Below are 16,343 nucleotides of genomic sequence, written 5' to 3'. Positions count from 1 at the left end.
CATACCACCAATCCGAATAAGGAAATTGACCATGAAAAAAATCATTCCCCTGACTCTGGCCGCCGTTTTCGCCCTGACTTCCGGTTTCACCATGGCTGCCACCCCGACCAAAACTGCCGCTCCGCAAGCGACCCAGACCAAGGTTGTGAAAAAGCACCATAAAACTGCGCACAAAACGCCATCCGTCAAAGTCGCGCCGAAAACCAAGTAATCGCCTCTGACCCTTGAGTGACGACCAGACCGTCAATCTGTGCATAACAGAGCAAGAGTAGAGCGGAGAGATAAAAGGGAGGCTGGTCGCCTCCCTTTTCATCTGGTCATGATGAAAACTGCCTCTGCCAAGCAGGTTCCACATGACAAGATCATTGCTGTTCCATCATGCCGACTATCGTAATAACCTCATGACACTGCCGCACATTATTCAGGCTATCGCGCATCATCCAACCCATTACCGTAACCTCATCAACGCTCATCGTTTGAACTGACAATAGGAACATGGAATGTGGCGTCATCTCATTAAATGGCTAGGCCCGCTCTGCAGCTTGCTGCTGCTGGGCGCCGCCCTGACCGTACTCTATCATCTGACCCATTCATGGCACTGGCACGATATTCGTATCGCCATCTGGTCACAACCGCTGCCCACGCTGGCTGGCGCCCTGCTGCTGACCCTGCTCAGTTATGGCCTGCTCTGCGGCTATGACATGCTGGCGCTGCACGCGCTGGGCAAACGGCTCCCCTGGCAGCAGGTGGGTGTTACCTCCTTTATCGCCTACACCTTCTCCAACACCCTGGGCTTCGCCCTGCTGACGGGTGCCTCGGTGCGCTACCGGATCTACTCCGCCCTCGGGCTGGCGACCGGCGAGGTGGCACGGGTGGTACTCTTCTGCTCCATCACCTTCTTCCTCGGGCTGCTCGGCTGGGGCGGCAGTGCCTTGCTGTTCGGCAGCACGGCGGCCCAGCTGCTACCCGATTGGCCAAGCTGGATCTACAGCCTGCTCCATCTGGCGGGTGCCGGCGCCTTGCTGCTGGTGCTGGGCTATCTGCTCTGGCCCCGTCCCAGCTTCTCCTGGCGCGAACACAGCCTGATCCTGCCCGGGATAAAGGTACGCCTGCTGCAGCTGCTGGTCGCGCTGGCGGACTGGATGGCCGCCGCCGCCGTGCTGTTTGTGCTGTTACCCGCAAATAGCGTCCCCTACCCCGTGCTGCTCAGTGCCTTCGTGCTGGCCAGCTTCCTCGGGGTGCTGGCCCACGTGCCGGGCGGGATCGGGGTATTCGAAGCGAGCATGAGCCTGCTGCTGGCCCACTACCTGCCGGCCGACAAGCTGCTCGCCTCGCTGCTGCTCTACCGCTGCATCTATTACGTGCTGCCATTCCTCTGCGCCCTGCTGCTCTTTACCAGTCAGGAGATGTTGCAGCAGAAGGCTCGCTGGCAGCGGTTGCAGGGGATCATGAGCGCCATTCAGGAGTTTCTGCCCGCCCTGATCAGCGTCGGCACATTCGCCGCCGGTAGTCTGCTGCTCTGCTCGGGCATGATCCCGACCATGCGCAGCCACATCGAAGTGTGGTTGCAAGTGCTGCCGCTCCACCTGCTCGAGCTCTCCCACGTGCTCGGCAGCGTGAGCGGTATCCTCCTGATCCTGCTGGCGCGCAGCCTCTATCGCCGTCATGACGCCGCGTTTCGCATCACCCAGCTGCTGCTGGCACTGGGCATCGCCTTCTCCCTGCTCAAGGGGGGGGACTGGGAGTCAGCCCTGCTGCTCGGCAGCTTCCTGCTCATCATGACCCCCTGCCGCTCCCTCTTCTATCGCAAGGGGTCGCTGCTCTATCCCCAGTACACCCCGGGCTGGCTCATCTCGGTCGGCGCCGTGCTGCTGGGGGCGCTGTGGCTGCTGCTCTTCTCCTACCGTCAGGTGGAGTATGACCACGCCCTCTGGTTCCACTTCTCGCCCCACGGCGGGGCTGCCCGCGGCCTGCGCGCCATGGGGAGCGTGGTGGCCGTGCTGGCCGTGGCCGGGGTTGCCCAGCTGCTTGCACCGCTGCGCGTAGTCGGTGAAAAGCCTGACAAGGAGACGCTGGCGCGCGCTCACGAGCTGGTGGTGCGCGAAGGGGGGATCCACGGCTATCTGGCCCAGTTGCAGGACAAGTCCCTGCTGTTCCACCCCGCCGGCGACGCCTTCCTGATGTATGGCATCGAGGGCAACAGCTGGATTGTGATGGGGGATCCGGTCGGTCGCCCCGAGCAGATCGAAGAGCTGCTCTGGCAATTTCGCGAGCGGTGCGACGAGCACGACGCCAATCCGGTTTTCTATCAGGTCTCGGCCCGCTATCTGCCGCTCTATCTGGAGTTGGGGCTGATCCCCTTCAAGCTTGGTGAAGAGGCGATGGTCGATCTGGCTACCTTCGATCTGGCGGGCAGCCGGCTGCGCAACCTGCGTCAGAGCCACGCCAAGGGCAAACGGGAAGGGTTGACCTTCGAGGTGGTCGAGGCAAGCGCCGTGGCCCCCCTGCTGCCCAGATTGCAGACCGTCTCCGATACCTGGCTGCAGAGCAAGATGGGCAAGGAGAAGGGCTTCTCGGTCGGCCGCTTCGAGCCTGACTACCTGACCTTGAGCCCGGCTGCGCTGGTCTGGCACGAGGGGCAGATCGTCGGCTTTGCCAACCTCTGGGTGAGCGATAACAAGGAGATGCTCTCCATCGATCTGATGCGCTACAGCCTGGATACCGGTACTGCCCCCATCATGGATTTTCTCTTTGTCGAACTGCTGCTGTGGGGCAAGGCGCAAGGGTACGCCAGCTTCAATCTGGGGATGGCCCCCATGTCCGGCTTCAACGATCACCCGCTCAACAGCTACTGGGCCCGCCTTGGCAATACCCTGTTCGTCCGTGGCAGCCGCTTTTACAACTTTCAGGGGCTCAGACGCTACAAGGAGAAATTTTCGCCCCGCTGGGAACCCCGCTACCTGCTCTGCAGCAGCAAGCTGGTACTGCCCAGAACCCTGACTCACCTGATCACCCTGATTAGCCGCGGCCCGTTGGGGCTGATCAAGAAATAGGAGCATGGCCAATGAGAGCCTTGATATTGCTGTTACTCAGTCTCGTACTGCCCGTTTCATCTTTTGCGGCGCATGCCGCCCCGGTCAAGGATGACCTGAGCCTGATTGAGCTGCCGGTCAAGCAGCCATCCGACGCCCCCATGGTGATCTTTCTCAGCGGCGATGGTGGCTGGGCGGCCCTCGACAAGGGGTTGAGCGCCCAGTTTCAGCTGCACGGCATGCCGGTCGTGGGCTGGAGCTCCCTCACCTACTACTGGAAGAAGAAAACCCCGGAGCAGGTGACCGCCGATCTGGAGCGGATCCTCGATGATTACCAGACTCGCTGGCAGCGCCCCCGCTGGCTGCTGGTCGGCTTCTCGTTTGGTGCCGAGATTGTCCCCTTCGTCATCAACCGGTTGCCGGAGCACTATCGCCAGGGGCTGGTCGGGGCCGTGATGCTCTCCCCCTCCACCAGCTCGGACTTCGAGATCCACGTCAGCGACATGCTGACCCACAAGGCGCGCAGCTACCCGACCGAACCGCAGGTGAAAACCATCCGGGATCTGCCGATGGTCTGCCTGCAAGGTGCCGATGACGATGACGACGACCGCCTCTGCCCCCGTCTCAACCAGCCCAACGTCACCACCGTCACCCTGCCGGGCGGCCACCACTTTGAGGATGATTACCCGGTGCTCTATCAGGCCATCACCAAGCACATGGCCCTCACCACACCCTGAGCGGCGATGAAAACAGAGAGGGCGACCACAGGGTCGCCCTCTCTTTTTGTATTCGGGATCTCGTCAACTTCGGCTGATCACCACCAGCCCAGCAGATTGCGGCCGGTCAGCGCCCCCCACACCAGCACGTTGAGCGCCAGCGCGATAAAGACGGCGGCAGAGCCCATGTCCTTGGCCCGACCGGAGAGCTCGTGATGTTCGGAGCCAATTCTGTCCACCACCGCCTCGACGGCGGAGTTGAGGATCTCCACGATCACCACCAGCCAGCTGATGATCATCAGCAGCAGGATCTGGGTCAGCCCATCCCCCACCAGAAAAGCCAGCGGCATCAGCAATATGATCAGCAGCAGCTCCTGACGAAAGGCAGCCTCATGCAGCCAGGCGGACGAAAGTCCCTTCATGCTGTAACGGGTGGCATGGATAATCCGGGTGATCCCTGTAGCGCCAGGTTTGGCCATTTTCGCTTCCTCTTTTGATGGCAACCCGCTCCATTTCGTACATATCATCTAAACAAATGGAGCAAGTCATATATGAAAACTAAACAATTTTGGGGATAAAAAAGGGGCGCAGTGGCGCCCCGAGTCGGCCCTCACCTTACTGCACGGTGCGGCACTGGCTGAAAATATCGAGCTGCTTGTCGTACACCGCCGTGCTGACATCCCAGATCCCGAGCACAGAGGAGAAGAGGTTGTCATGGGAGTAGCGATTGTCTGCCGCTTTTTGCTGCAGGCAGTTCAGATCCATCCCCTTCTCTTTGGCAAAGCCCGGCGACATCCAGACCTGCATCGGCACCCGGGTCTGGTCGTCAGGGGCAAACTTGTAGGGCGTGCCATGCAGGTAGAGCCCCATCGCCCCCAGCGACTCGCCGTGATCAGAGAGGTAGATCAACGCCGTGTTGTACTTATCTTCATACTTTTTCAGCTTGGTAATCATCTCTGCAATGACAAAATCGGTGTAGCGGATGGTGTTGTCATAGGTGTTGACCAGCTCTTCATCGCTGCAGTTCTCGATGTCGCTGCGCGGGCAGTCCGGCACGAACTGGCGATGGTTATCCGGATAGCGCTTGTAGTAAGTCGGGCCGTGGCTGCCGATAAGATGGAAACCGACCAGCTTGTCGCCCTTCATCTGCGCCACCTCGTCGTCGAGGTTCTGCAGCACAACCTCGTCATAGCAGGTGTTCTTGTCGCAGAACTGCGGGTGATCTTTTGGCTTGATCTCGATGTTGGGCACCCGATCGCACACCCCTTTGCAGCCGCCGTCGTTCTCCTTCCAGAAGATGGAAACCCCGCTTCTTTGCAGCACATCGAGCAGGCCTTCGCTGTTGCGGGCCCGGTTGTCATCAAACTCCTTGCGCCCCATGTTGGAGAACATGCAGGGCACCGACACTGCCGTAGCCGTGCCGCAAGAGCGCACGTCCTTGAAGGAGATAACGCCCCCGGCCTCACTGGTAAAGGGGTTGGTCTCTTTCTGGTAGCCGTTCATCGAGAAGTTCTTGCCGCGGGCTGTCTCCCCCACCACCAGGAACATCAGGGTCGGTTTATCCTCTTTCGCGACTCGCTTGGCATCATCACCCAGGGTGGTGAACGGAATGGGCTCGGCGACGTAACGTTTGTAGAGATACTTGGTGGTGCTGTAGACATAGTTGGCCGGCACTATCTCGCGATTGAGAGTCTGGTTGTTGCGCCCGACCGAAACGTAATCCTGATAGTAAAACGCCGCTATGATGCCCACGACAGCCAGGGATGCAGCCATGGAGAGGGCGCGCTGGAACAGCCCCAGATACCATTTTTTCGGGTACTCGATTTTGACAAAGAAGAGCAGCACGGCAGGCAACACACCGGCCAACGCCACCCAGACCACGATGGGCAGGCTGACATAGGAGTAGGCCTCGCTCTGGTTGGTCTCGAAGATGTTCTGGATCATCTCCTGATCGAACATGACCCGATACTTCAGCATGGTGTAACTGACGATGGCGCCGGTCACAAAGAGAAAGGCAAAGAAGGGTTTCAGCAGGTAGCGCTGGGAGAAGGGCATGAAGACGAAGTTGAGCGCCGCCACCAGCAGCACCGGGATCGAGATGGCAAACCCTATCTTGAAGTGCTCCAGATTGCTGAGGATATCGTAGAAGTGAAGCAACACGGGCCAGTTAAGCAGGAAGGCAAATATCAGTGCCAACAAGAAGATAAAGGGTACAACTCTGATTTTTACCACCGAAACACCACCTCTTGAACCAAATGCCGGAAAATTGAACGCAACCTGAACCAAAGCTGCATCGGGATACTAACAGCGCCAGTTGATAACCCCCTCAATTAATCAGTAACACCTTGTTACAATGTGAGCTTTATCAACTATTGAATTGCTGGCGGACAATAAAACTTGAACCTTAAGGAATAATTAAGATCCCGCTGATACCCGCAAAGTTTGCATCTGGTCAAAAATGATCTTTTCTTGCCATCCCCTCTGTGACCTTAAGCCTCTCTTAAGAAATCCCCGACATCCTCATTGCTGACGGCTCTTCGTCAAACCACAGGATGGTGCATTATGCATAACAGCGTCGCTCACTCAGTCAGCAAGGTGCCGGAGATCACTCTGGCATTCTGGTTCACCAAAATATTGGCAACGACCCTGGGAGAAACCGGAGGGGATGCGGTATCCATGTCGATGGATCTCGGCTATCTGGTCAGTACCGGCATCTTTGCCGTGATCTTCTTTATTGCCGTCGGCGCCCAGATTTCTGCCAAGCGCTATAACCCGGCGCTCTACTGGACAACCATTATCGCTACCACCACAGTGGGCACCACGTTGGCAGACTTTGCCGACCGTTCACTGGGGATGGGTTATGCAGGCGGGTCAACCCTGCTGTTCCTGCTGCTGATGGGCTCTTTTCTGGTGTGGTACAAATTTCAGGGCAGCATAGCGACCAGTGACATCAGTTCATCCAGAACCGAGATGTTCTACTGGATCACCATCATGTTCTCCCAGACACTGGGCACCGCGCTGGGTGACTGGGTGGCCGATGATGGCGGCTTTGGCTATACCGGCAGCATGGTACTCTTTGGCGGTATTTTGTTGGCCATTGTCGCCACCTACCTGCTGACCCGGGTCTCACGCACCCTGCTCTTCTGGGCGGCTTTCATCATCACTCGCCCGCTGGGTGCTGTGGTGGGGGATTTCCTCGACAAGCCGCTTGGCAAAGGGGGACTGGAGCTCAGCAGATACTCAGCCTCGGCAGCCTTATTGGCCGCCATTGCCCTACTGGTCTATCTCTCCACCCTGAAAAAACGCGATGTGATCCCGCAGGAGCTGGATCCTGAGTAAGGCGACAGAGTTATAGCCAGAGGCCTACCGGTGAAAAAGCAGAAAAGCAAAAGGCCCTGACGTTTCCGTCAGGGCTTTGCAATTTGGCGGTGAGGGAGACCGCCTGAATCAAATCCAGAACAATCCAACAACCCCCACAACCTTCATTTTAAATCATATAGTTACATTAACGCCCATCCAGCAACGTCCAATTTGAAGTGACTCCATCCAGCACTAAATGGCACAATGGATGGCATAGTCCATGGCATGCCACATTCTCAAGGAATCTTCCCAATGGCACTTATTACCGATACTAAAGCACGTAATCTCAAGCCAGATGACAAAGCGATTGCACATGGTGGCATGACTGGCCTTGCACTTCATCCGTCAACAACAAAAGGTCGTGGCAACTGGGTGCTTCGCTATGTCAGCCCAGTGACCGGAAAACGCCGAAATGCAGGGCTTGGCTCTTACCCCGAGATATCTATCGCGGATGCAACCAAGCAAGGCCAAAAGATGCGAGAGCAACTCGCCAATGGCCTTGACCCACTCGAACTCAAACGTGCAGAAGAGAGCAAACCCTCTATCCCAACTTTCGAAGCAGCTGCTCGAGAAGTTCACTCCAAACTGCTACCAGGATGGAAAAACCCCAAACACGGCAAACAGTGGATCTCGACGCTCGAGCAATATGCATTCCCTATGATTGGCCAGAAATCAATCTCTGCCATCACTCCTGCACAGATAGCCGAGGTCTTAATGCCGATCTGGTTGGAGATCCCTGAAACTGCCAGCCGTGTGAAACAACGGCTGCATGCGGTCATGGCTTGGGGCTGGGCGCACGGTCACTGCCAAGCAAACCCGGTTGATGTGGTCAATCACTTACTCCCGCTACAACCCAGTAAAGCCGTGCGTACAGAGCATCAGCCAGCTATGCCCTGGCGTGACATTCCCGCCTTTGTTCAGCAGCATCTGAGGACAACACAACGTTACGATGTAACTCGTTTAATGTTGGAGTTCTTGATCCTGACTGCTTGCCGCTCAGGTGAGGTTCGAGCGATGGCATGGTCAGAGGTAGATCTGGAAGCAAAGATTTGGACCTTGCCAGCAGAACGAATGAAGGCCAAACAAATGCATCGCGTCCCGTTATCTCTTCGAGCCGTCGAGATCTTGGTGGGATTGCAGGGATTGCATGATGAATTGGTATTCCCTTCGCCACGCGATCAAGTCCCACTCTCAGATATGGTACTAACGACATTTTTGAGACGGGTAAAAGCGCCAAGTTCTACTCCTGGTCGTCTGGCCACTGCTCATGGCTTTCGTTCCAGCTTTCGAGACTGGTGCAGCGAGCAAGGATATGCACGGGATCTCGCTGAACGAGCGTTAGCCCACACAGTGCAAAACAAAGTGGAGGCTGCATACCATCGCACTGACCTACTGGAGCTGCGGCGTCCAATGATGGATACGTGGGCTCAATTTGTATCCAGAACCTCACCTGCAGATTAAGAAGGAAGCGGCCCAGTGGGCCGCTTCCTTCTATGTTCTTTAATAGCTTCGGCATCCGCATTATCGTTCTTGTTATTCTCTATATATGACTTAACGAACTACGGCACCATAAGCTTGACGTTATACCCCATCCTGTAGTGATCAACTAAAACAGCGTCGTTTCTGAAGTCGCTTACGTCATTCACGCGGCGAATAATATAACTGTTCAGATTTTGCCGACAAGACTGGCCCCCAGCAAAGTCACCACGAGAAGCAGCCAGTCGTTAACGATATGCGCCCCGGTGGATACCCAAATGTTTTTGGTCAGAATCCATGGCAACGTAAGAATCATGCGTGCGGAGCCGATGACGACAATGCACTGGATCCAGTTCCAGTCGTAGGTGGGCAGGTGAATTAGGCCAAAGACAACGGACGTAATCACCCATGTGCAGATGATTGCGCCCTTTCTTCCCATGCCTAAGCCTTTCGAAAACCACTGCAACAGAGCCAGAAACGGTAGAAGCGTGATGACTTCCTCACCAAGCAGTTGCGGGATGGTCTTGGCAAAATAGGCGATGCGCCCTGCCGTGTCGAGGCCGGCCAACTCGGCCGTCGCGGAGTTCGGACTGGTGCCGAACAGCGCGAAGACGATGGCGCCGACGGTCATGCTGACGACGATGTTGAGCAGCGCAAACCCGAACATCAGTTTGACCTCGCGGCCGCCGACCTTGCCGAAGATGGCCTTCCAGTGACCGGGCGCAACGTAAGCCATTGTGAGCAGTGGCAAGCCGGGCATCAATATCGCCGGCAGGCATTTCCAGAACGCGCCATCTGGCCAGTCAATAGGTGAGGCCAACACCAGGAAGCCGGCAACGACCATGACCATGACAAACAACCATTGCCTTCCGTAAATGGAAGCTGGCACTCCGTTATAAAACGGGAAATCTGTCGCGGGTTCTTCCAGCCGGGAAAACCGCTCTTCGTTTCGGATTGGGCTACTGATGAAACTTGCCATTGGGATATTCTCTTCGATTTGATGAGCTTTGCGTCATTTCAGCATTGCAGAGCATTCGTCGGCGCTGATTCGCACAAGGTACTTCCGGAAACGGGCAGAGTCTTCATAGGCACCGTCCCCCAGATAAACAATGTTGGTCAGGCCAAGGTGCGCCATGTCGGCGAGAGAAAATCCCCAGCCGATCTGGCCAGCGTAGCCAGGGCGTTTCTCCAGAATGTCACCGACTGCGCACACGGCAAAGGCGTCGTTGAGACCGAGTTTCGAGTAGAAGTCCGCCTCGTCCTTCAGTGTCACCCTCGTCGTTGCTTTAAAATCCCGAAAGAAGGCAGTCTGTTCTTCAGGCGATGCGTCTTTGGGGACATATTGAGCCAATTGGTCTTCCAGGCTGATGCCCTTGCGTGCGGCCTGCACATGGAACGTCCGCTCGTTGCCGTGCCAGCCGACGAAGGCATCGGCACGGATCACCCGGGCACGCCCGGCCGGAAAAATGTAGTTGGCACAGGACGAAAAACAGATGAAATCCACCTCGACTACCAGCCCCATGTCCCTGACCCAGCGCCCGACATGGCGTCCAGCTACCGTATCGCCGCCACCGGAACTGATGACCAGGCGGGTCACCTGACCACGGGCGATGCCAGCCACAGCGGCGTCGAAGGCCGCGGAACTCGCTGTCGAGAAATTGCCGGTGTAGTACAGCGTGTCGCCCTGAACCTGGACAGTCGCCGGTTCCGCCTTGACACGCAGAATCTCCGGCGCATGGCTTTCCGGGCTGGCGGCTCCTGCAAAGCCCGCCGCGCCCATCAAGCAGGCGGCGAACATCGTGACGCCCCATTGGCGTGCCCGATTGAGGATGGTGCCGCTCACCAGATCACCACGCGATCTTTAGGGGCCCGCCACATCGGGTCGCCCGGCCGCGTGTCAAAAGCCTGGTGGAAGGCGTCGAGATGCAGCAGTGGCGCGACGGCCCGCACTGACGCGATGGCATGGACATCGACCGACACTAGGTAGCGCAGCCGTTCCGAACGTGCCTTGTAGGCCCACATCTGCGTCCAGGCCACGAAGCAGCGCTGGTCGGCGGTCAGCCCATCGACATCCGGCATCGGGTTCTTTGCCAAGTAGCGCTTCAAGGCAGCATGGGCAAGCGTGATGCCACCCAGATCGGCGGTGTTTTCCGTCACGGTCATGGCGCCGTTGTGCATCAGGCCGGGCAGAATTTCGTAGTGGCTGTACTGATCGACCAGCACGTCGGTGCGCCGCTTGAACTCGGCGTTCGCCGGCGGCGTCCACCAGTCGCGCAGGTTGCCCTGCGGGTCGTACTGACGCCCCAGGCTGTCGAAACCATGGGTGATCTCATGGCCAATCACGCCGCCGATAGCGCAGTAGTTGGCAGTTGGATCGGCACCCGGCTTGTAAAACGGCGGCTGCAGAATGGCCGCCGTGATGTCGATGGTGTTGGTGGTGAAGTTGTAGGCGGAGTTAACCGCAATCGGCGTGGTTTTGGTCGCCACGGCAAAACGGTTGTTGAGCACAGGCTTGTCGACCTGCGCCATTTCGCGCTGAAACGCGAAACGGCTGGCGCGCTGCACATTGCCGAAATGGTCGTCCGGACGAATGTCGATCCCGCTGAAATCGACCCACCCTTGTGGGTAGCCAACCTGGATGTCGATCTTGCCCAGTTTCTCCAGCGCCGCGCCGCGGGTCGCCTCGTCCAGCCAGGGGTTGTTGCGCAGGCGGATGGCGAACTCGTCCTTGATATGCCCGACCATCTCGGTGATGTCGCGCCGGGTGGAATCGGGAAAGAAGGTCTGCACATACAGCTGCGACAACGGGTGATACAGCTGCGCGCCAATTTGCTGGGTGACGACGCGCTTCTGCTCGGGCGGGTTTTTCAGGCCCCTGCGCTCCATCGTGAACGCTTCTTCCTGCAAACGCCACGGTTGTCCCAACTCCGAGGCGCGGCCGGCCAGCAAGAACCAGCGCATCAGCAGTTTCACCTCATCGACCGAACGCTCGGTCAGCATTTTTTGCAGCGCCTTCATGGCGTTGATATCCACCACTTGTACTCGCGCGGGTACGGCGACGCCTAATTCGGCCAAATAGACCCGCAGGTCGAGCGCCGGCACCAGCGCCTGCGCCTGATCCAGCGTCATGATGTTGTACGTGTTGGCCGGATCGCGCTGCTGCAGCGGCGTCATCATCCCGGCCGCCGCTTGCTTTTCCATAGTCACAATCTTGGCCGCCTGAGTTTTGGCGGCGTCGATGGGCTCGCCGATGCCGTGCAGCATGGCTACGATGTACATGCGATACAGGTTGCGCAGTTTCTGGTGCTCGGGTTGGGCGTACTCGTCCTGTTCGAGCAGTTGTGCGCCCGGCGCCAGCACCATGACGCCGGTGCTGCTGTCCTTGGCATCTGGCATGGCCCCGACCATGATCAGCGGCGAGCCGCCCACCGCAGTCTGTAGCCGGCCGGCGAGACGGCCATAGTCGGCCGGCGTGCCACCTGCCGCAGCGATGCGCTTCATGTCGGCCTCCAGCGGCTTGAGGCCGATGGCATCACGGCGTGCGTTGTCCATGGCCGCCCTGTAGTAGTCACCCACTTGCTGACGGGGGCTGCCCTTGGGTGCGTCGCTTACCTTGGAAGCCTCCATGATCAGCGTAAGCAACTGCTTGTCCAGATTGTGTCCCAGCAACACAAAACCGCCGACGTCCGAATCGCTGGCTGCAATCTCGGTCTTCTTGAGCCAGTTGCCGGCGGCGTAGCGATAGAAATCCTGGCGCGGATTGACGCTGGTATCCATGTTGGCCGGCGAATAGCCCAATGCGGGAGCGTCATCCGGATAAGTACCGGCGTAGGTCGGCGTTGTGATGGTAAATCCCGCAACAAGAGCTGCGGCAAGCAGGCGAATTGTCATAGAAATAGTTAACCGGAAAACAGGGTGGAAAAAATCATGGGCATAATTTAGTGTAGAAGAGATTTTCGTTATAAGTTTCGGCAGTTTGACCGATTGGCCACCCCGAGAGCTATGATTGCCATCGTAAAAATTGCCGCCACGCTCAAAGTTGCAGGTGTAGTCAGATCGTGTGAGCTCCCCGCTTCAAATTAGACACGCCCGGTGCCGCACAATATCCGTCCATTGAGATTGGCTTACTCCAGAGAAGGTATGTGTGTCATAATTATGTAAAAAGGAGTCACCCCAAAAGCGACTCCATACGACAACCAATTATCTGCACATCACACGACCAGAAATAAACTTGGTCATGTTTTTTGCAAACAAAAAATTATAGAAGCTAACCTTTCAATCCAATTTCAAAAGCTTGCAACATCATCTTCTGAGTCATTTTACTCTCAGCGGTACCGCTGCCATTAATCATTTCTTTGAATTTAGCCCTCACTTGAGCTATAGCCTTTTCATTGCCACGAGCTTTTTCTGCTTTCTCACAAAGCTGTTTAGCCATTACAATAATCAAATTCTTTTGCATTGTAGCTGACTTTTCATCCTGTCCCTGACCAGGATTAACCCCTGCTAAGTTATGTTCAACCAATTCTGGTACTTTTGTTTCGCATGCTCCTACTCCATTTGCATTTGACATCCCAGATACACACGACAGGCACACAAAAAAAGTCACAATTTTAAATCTTAAAAAATTCATTATTTAACAGCCTTAATAATAGAAAATGGAGCTTGGATAGACTAATGAGCTTGAGCGACATATTGAGCTTGAGCGACATATAGCTTCATCACAGTAACGCCCAAGAAAAAATATGTCCGCTAAAAAGACACCAAAAAATATAAAAAAATATAAAAAAATATAAAAAATATAAAAATCATTGATTTAATATTTTTTTAAAATGCGTACGACCTAAATAACTGATCCTAATCGTGCTACACCTTCGCTGTGCTATAGCCATTCTCAGGTCGTGTGATTCATAGAGATCATTTCACTATGATGTGATGCTATGAACAGGGAAATTCAGAAAAGATTACGGTGGATACACCTCTACGAGGAAACCGGTAACGCAGGTCTTGTATGTCGTCAGTGCGGCGTATCTAGACCGACTCTCAGGAAGTGGTGGCGTCGCTACAAAGACTACGGTGACGCCGGTCTAGCGAGACTCAGTAAGCGACCTCAACACTCTCCCAACCGTAAGGTCTGGAGCTCAGAAGAGCTACATATCCTAGAGATCAAGCGGACTCGCAACTTAGGAGCCCGGCGTATACAGAGCGACTTACGCCAGCATTTTAATATTTCCCTCGCTTTAGCAACGATCCATAAGGTTTTAAGCAGGCATGTGGTCAAACCACTTATCCAACATCGTCAAAAATCAGGGTTTGTTCGATACGAAAACCCTACAGCATGTTCATGAAGGGTCTGAAATTGATACCGAAGGAAGTGCGCAGTTGCGCACTAAAGTAGCGTAAACAAGACACAGGTTTGAGGCCGGAGTCAGGTGATAACTAGATCTGTACAAGGTGGATAGCCACTACGTCCCAGAAAAGGAACGGATTCGCGACCCCAATTATAGATTGGATTTACAGCTTAGCAAATTGAAACGGTCTCTATGAATCGTACAAGACAAATTTATATCTTCGCGATCTTAAAATCGCACTTAAGGAATATATTAATCTATTTTCTCATTTTAAATTCATTTAATGGAATTGGCTTTCCATATAAAAATCCTTGAAAACGATGAACACCAAGTAATTTAAGAAACTCAGCCTGTTCATCTTGCTCTACGCCTTCTGCAACGACAACTGCATTGATTCTACTCGCAAGATCAAGAATATTCATTACAATTTTACTTGCGATTGTGCTGTGAACTATATGTCTTACAAAGTGGTGGTCAATTTTAATAACTGAAATACACTCAGAGTATATATGTTTTAATGATGAATAACCTGTACCATAGTCATCAACAGCAAAAGTGACACCAATGCCATTCAGACTTTTCATTGCAGCAAGAATATCAGCATCATTATAATCATCAAATGAACTGCGCTCGATAATTTCAAGACAGATTTTAGGTGATGACTCACCAATAAACTCAGAGTAAAAGTGCTGACAAGCAGAAATTAGAGTAGGTGATAACAAATGCTCTAATGTAACATTAAAACTGACACTAAATTCTCTAAGTTCTTTTTCATTAGAAAGGCTAGTTGCAACCTGAGCCATTAAATTCTCAGTTAACCTTATAATAAGTCCTTTTTGCTCAGCGACATGAATGAACTCTAATGGACTAATGAGGCCATAAAGTGGATGATTCCACCTAACCAAAACCTCACACCCAACAACATTATTATTGCCACTATCTACTATCGGTTGCAAATATGGAGTAAATTCATTATATTTACATCCTGCAACAATATCAATATATAAAAAATACTCTTTAACTATAGGGGCTAGTTTATATAAAAAACAAATAACACAAAAATTAAAAAAAACTAATAAAGAGATGGATAACTTATTATCTAATAGAAACAGGTAGTTCATATCATGAGTAAGATTATAATTTATAGCTAAATTATAATCCCCGATCTCACCTTTATTATTTTGAGCATCTACATAGTTAGAACTATGACTTATGTCATCACCCAAGACCTTTAAACTATATTTAACTCCATCACCAGCGCGATTGTAATCCTCTATGTCATCTATGACGTAAATATAGTTAATGACACCGACGTAAACCTTACTACCAATATGTTTAGATAGCAACATGAAGAACCTGTTGTTATCATCCTCACTCACAACGATTTTATGAATACCATCATTTAACTTTAGTATATCATCATTAGATAAAAAACGATGTAACTGAACGCTGATTTTATGGGGCGAACAAATGCTACCATCAGCATTGATAACATAAAACATTGCAGCATATGTATTCTGTATCGCTGCATCAAAAAGCTGTGGTTTTAAATCATGGCAAGCCAAATCTGCATTATCATTGACCGCGATAAGCTCAACGGCAACACGAACCTCATCCAAGATCTTTTTAACCTCGTTCTTTAATTGCCTTTCTCCATTATCAGCTTGCTCACGTAACGCATCATGATTTTTAGTATAAACATTAACAAGGAATATTATATCCACTAATAACAAAAAAAACACTAATGTAAATGTATATATTTTCGCCTTGTCACGATATCGGCGATTGAAATTTTTTGTTCCTAACATCGCGCCCCCAAAAACATTGATAACAACAAACAATCCCCCAACATCCAGTAGCACCTAAAGCATTAATACTAGCACCCCGACCATTTAAAACTGTCTCGACACCAAAGCTCTCTTTTAAGTAAAGAATTTTATCCTTTAGTCGATTATAAACACAAGCGTCGCTCATGTTATCAGGCAAGCTTATTTCAATAAAATCGAAAATATTTGATGAGAAGATATGATCATATATGCTGTCGATATCAATACATCCACTAATACCGACGGATACACCGCATTCACTCAATACACAAGCTTTTTTCAACCCATCCTTATTTAAGATAGAGAGCATGTCAAAAAAAACACACACCTTGACATTTAAGTTCATTAATGAAGATAATATATATTGCACGTTTTCTATTTTATCAATGCCTACGTTTAGAAAAATCTGCTCCAGATCACAAAAGCAACAACTACAAGTAAAATTGTTAGCATGGCAAGCGAGGTCTTTAGAATTTTTTGATTCCTGACATATGAACATCACGGAATTACATTGCAGCTCAGATTGATTCATAGCCATCATGACTGCTCTCCTAATGAGCCCGACACCTTCATCAGACCCCATTT

Annotated in this window: 14 protein-coding genes; 6 read left to right on the top strand and 8 right to left on the bottom strand. The window is 53.0% G+C overall.

Annotated elements, in window-relative coordinates:
- Positions 1-31: 31 nt before the first annotated feature.
- The 3 genes from AAHA39_RS01830 (at position 32) to AAHA39_RS01820 (ending at position 3,769) form a co-directional block, all read left to right on the top strand.
- Positions 32-211 carry a hypothetical protein gene (locus AAHA39_RS01830; RefSeq protein ID WP_320656069.1) on the top strand — a complete coding sequence of 60 codons (180 nt, stop codon included), beginning with the start codon at positions 32-34 and terminating at the stop codon, positions 209-211.
- Positions 212-500: 289 nt separating this feature from the next.
- Complete coding sequence (gene mprF / locus AAHA39_RS01825) at positions 501-3,053, top strand: bifunctional lysylphosphatidylglycerol flippase/synthetase MprF (protein WP_320656070.1); 2,553 nt, start codon at positions 501-503, stop codon at positions 3,051-3,053.
- Positions 3,054-3,064: 11 nt separating this feature from the next.
- The gene (locus AAHA39_RS01820) at positions 3,065-3,769 is read left to right on the top strand and encodes an AcvB/VirJ family lysyl-phosphatidylglycerol hydrolase (protein WP_041207473.1); all 705 of its coding nucleotides are present in this window, start codon (positions 3,065-3,067) and stop codon (positions 3,767-3,769) included.
- A gap of 77 nt (positions 3,770-3,846) precedes the next feature.
- Here AAHA39_RS01820 and AAHA39_RS01815 read toward each other — a convergent pair whose 3' ends face one another.
- Together AAHA39_RS01815 and AAHA39_RS01810 are read right to left on the bottom strand one after the other, a co-directional pair.
- A complete protein-coding gene (locus AAHA39_RS01815; RefSeq protein WP_041207472.1) occupies positions 3,847-4,227 on the bottom strand; it encodes a diacylglycerol kinase in 381 nt (126 codons plus the stop codon).
- A gap of 136 nt (positions 4,228-4,363) precedes the next feature.
- Entirely contained in the window at positions 4,364-5,980 is a 1,617-nt protein-coding gene (locus AAHA39_RS01810) for an MCR-3-related phosphoethanolamine--lipid A transferase (protein ID WP_320656071.1), read from the bottom strand.
- A 330-nt stretch (positions 5,981-6,310) separates the two neighbouring features.
- Between AAHA39_RS01810 and AAHA39_RS01805 the strand changes: the two genes are divergently transcribed.
- Both AAHA39_RS01805 and AAHA39_RS01800 read left to right on the top strand, forming a co-directional pair.
- Positions 6,311-7,087, top strand: a complete 777-nt coding sequence (locus AAHA39_RS01805; protein WP_268017532.1) for a COG4705 family protein — start codon at positions 6,311-6,313, stop codon at positions 7,085-7,087.
- A gap of 273 nt (positions 7,088-7,360) precedes the next feature.
- Positions 7,361-8,569 carry a tyrosine-type recombinase/integrase gene (locus AAHA39_RS01800; protein ID WP_320656072.1) on the top strand — a complete coding sequence of 403 codons (1,209 nt, stop codon included), beginning with the start codon at positions 7,361-7,363 and terminating at the stop codon, positions 8,567-8,569.
- Between the two features lie 205 nt (positions 8,570-8,774).
- On the opposite strand, the gene AAHA39_RS01795 is transcribed toward AAHA39_RS01800, so the two are convergent.
- From AAHA39_RS01795 to AAHA39_RS01780, 4 genes are all read right to left on the bottom strand, one after another.
- On the bottom strand, positions 8,775-9,563 hold the full coding sequence (locus AAHA39_RS01795; RefSeq protein WP_320656073.1) for a CPBP family intramembrane glutamic endopeptidase: 789 nt from the start codon (positions 9,561-9,563) through the stop codon (positions 8,775-8,777).
- Positions 9,564-9,596: 33 nt separating this feature from the next.
- Positions 9,597-10,427 carry a hypothetical protein gene (locus AAHA39_RS01790; protein ID WP_320656074.1) on the bottom strand — a complete coding sequence of 277 codons (831 nt, stop codon included), beginning with the start codon at positions 10,425-10,427 and terminating at the stop codon, positions 9,597-9,599.
- Positions 10,424-12,475, bottom strand: coding sequence for a M13 family metallopeptidase (locus tag AAHA39_RS01785; protein WP_320656075.1), 2,052 nt, complete (start codon positions 12,473-12,475; stop codon positions 10,424-10,426). The genes AAHA39_RS01790 and AAHA39_RS01785 overlap by 4 nt, the downstream gene beginning before the upstream one ends.
- A 376-nt stretch (positions 12,476-12,851) precedes the next feature.
- The gene (locus AAHA39_RS01780) at positions 12,852-13,214 is read right to left on the bottom strand and encodes a hypothetical protein (RefSeq protein WP_320656076.1); all 363 of its coding nucleotides are present in this window, start codon (positions 13,212-13,214) and stop codon (positions 12,852-12,854) included.
- 307 nt (positions 13,215-13,521) lie between these two features.
- Here AAHA39_RS01780 and AAHA39_RS20555 point away from each other — a divergent pair, with 307 nt between their 5' ends.
- Positions 13,522-13,929 carry a helix-turn-helix domain-containing protein gene (locus AAHA39_RS20555; protein WP_407707132.1) on the top strand — a complete coding sequence of 136 codons (408 nt, stop codon included), beginning with the start codon at positions 13,522-13,524 and terminating at the stop codon, positions 13,927-13,929.
- A gap of 260 nt (positions 13,930-14,189) precedes the next feature.
- Here AAHA39_RS20555 and AAHA39_RS01775 read toward each other — a convergent pair whose 3' ends face one another.
- Positions 14,190-15,773 (bottom strand): EAL domain-containing protein, encoded by a 1,584-nt coding sequence (locus AAHA39_RS01775; protein WP_342689990.1) that lies wholly within the window; start codon positions 15,771-15,773, stop codon positions 14,190-14,192.
- Positions 15,703-16,299 carry a hypothetical protein gene (locus tag AAHA39_RS01770; protein ID WP_320657229.1) on the bottom strand — a complete coding sequence of 199 codons (597 nt, stop codon included), beginning with the start codon at positions 16,297-16,299 and terminating at the stop codon, positions 15,703-15,705. The genes AAHA39_RS01775 and AAHA39_RS01770 overlap by 71 nt, the downstream gene beginning before the upstream one ends.
- Between the last annotated feature and the right edge of the window lie 44 nt (positions 16,300-16,343).

The sequence above is a fragment of the Aeromonas sp. SE22 genome, from assembly GCF_038739755.1.
In the GTDB taxonomy this organism is placed as follows: domain Bacteria; phylum Pseudomonadota; class Gammaproteobacteria; order Enterobacterales; family Aeromonadaceae; genus Aeromonas; species Aeromonas jandaei.
Note: the sequence above shows the minus strand (reverse complement) of the source record. Positions and strands in the feature narration are given on the sequence as shown.

Bases quoted from the DNA above. Each gene is read 5' to 3' on its own strand.
- AAHA39_RS01830 (WP_320656069.1), top strand. From the start codon at position 32: ATGAAAAAAATCATTCCCCTGACTCTGGCCGCCGTTTTCGCCCTGACT.
- mprF (WP_320656070.1), top strand. From the start codon at position 501: ATGTGGCGTCATCTCATTAAATGGCTAGGCCCGCTCTGCAGCTTGCTG.
- AAHA39_RS01820 (WP_041207473.1), top strand. From the start codon at position 3,065: ATGAGAGCCTTGATATTGCTGTTACTCAGTCTCGTACTGCCCGTTTCA.
- AAHA39_RS01815 (WP_041207472.1), bottom strand. From the start codon at position 4,227: ATGGCCAAACCTGGCGCTACAGGGATCACCCGGATTATCCATGCCACC.
- AAHA39_RS01805 (WP_268017532.1), top strand. From the start codon at position 6,311: ATGCATAACAGCGTCGCTCACTCAGTCAGCAAGGTGCCGGAGATCACT.
- AAHA39_RS01800 (WP_320656072.1), top strand. From the start codon at position 7,361: ATGGCACTTATTACCGATACTAAAGCACGTAATCTCAAGCCAGATGAC.
- AAHA39_RS01795 (WP_320656073.1), bottom strand. From the start codon at position 9,563: ATGGCAAGTTTCATCAGTAGCCCAATCCGAAACGAAGAGCGGTTTTCC.
- AAHA39_RS01785 (WP_320656075.1), bottom strand. From the start codon at position 12,475: ATGACAATTCGCCTGCTTGCCGCAGCTCTTGTTGCGGGATTTACCATC.
- AAHA39_RS01780 (WP_320656076.1), bottom strand. From the start codon at position 13,214: ATGAATTTTTTAAGATTTAAAATTGTGACTTTTTTTGTGTGCCTGTCG.
- AAHA39_RS20555 (WP_407707132.1), top strand. From the start codon at position 13,522: ATGAACAGGGAAATTCAGAAAAGATTACGGTGGATACACCTCTACGAG.
- AAHA39_RS01770 (WP_320657229.1), bottom strand. From the start codon at position 16,299: ATGATGGCTATGAATCAATCTGAGCTGCAATGTAATTCCGTGATGTTC.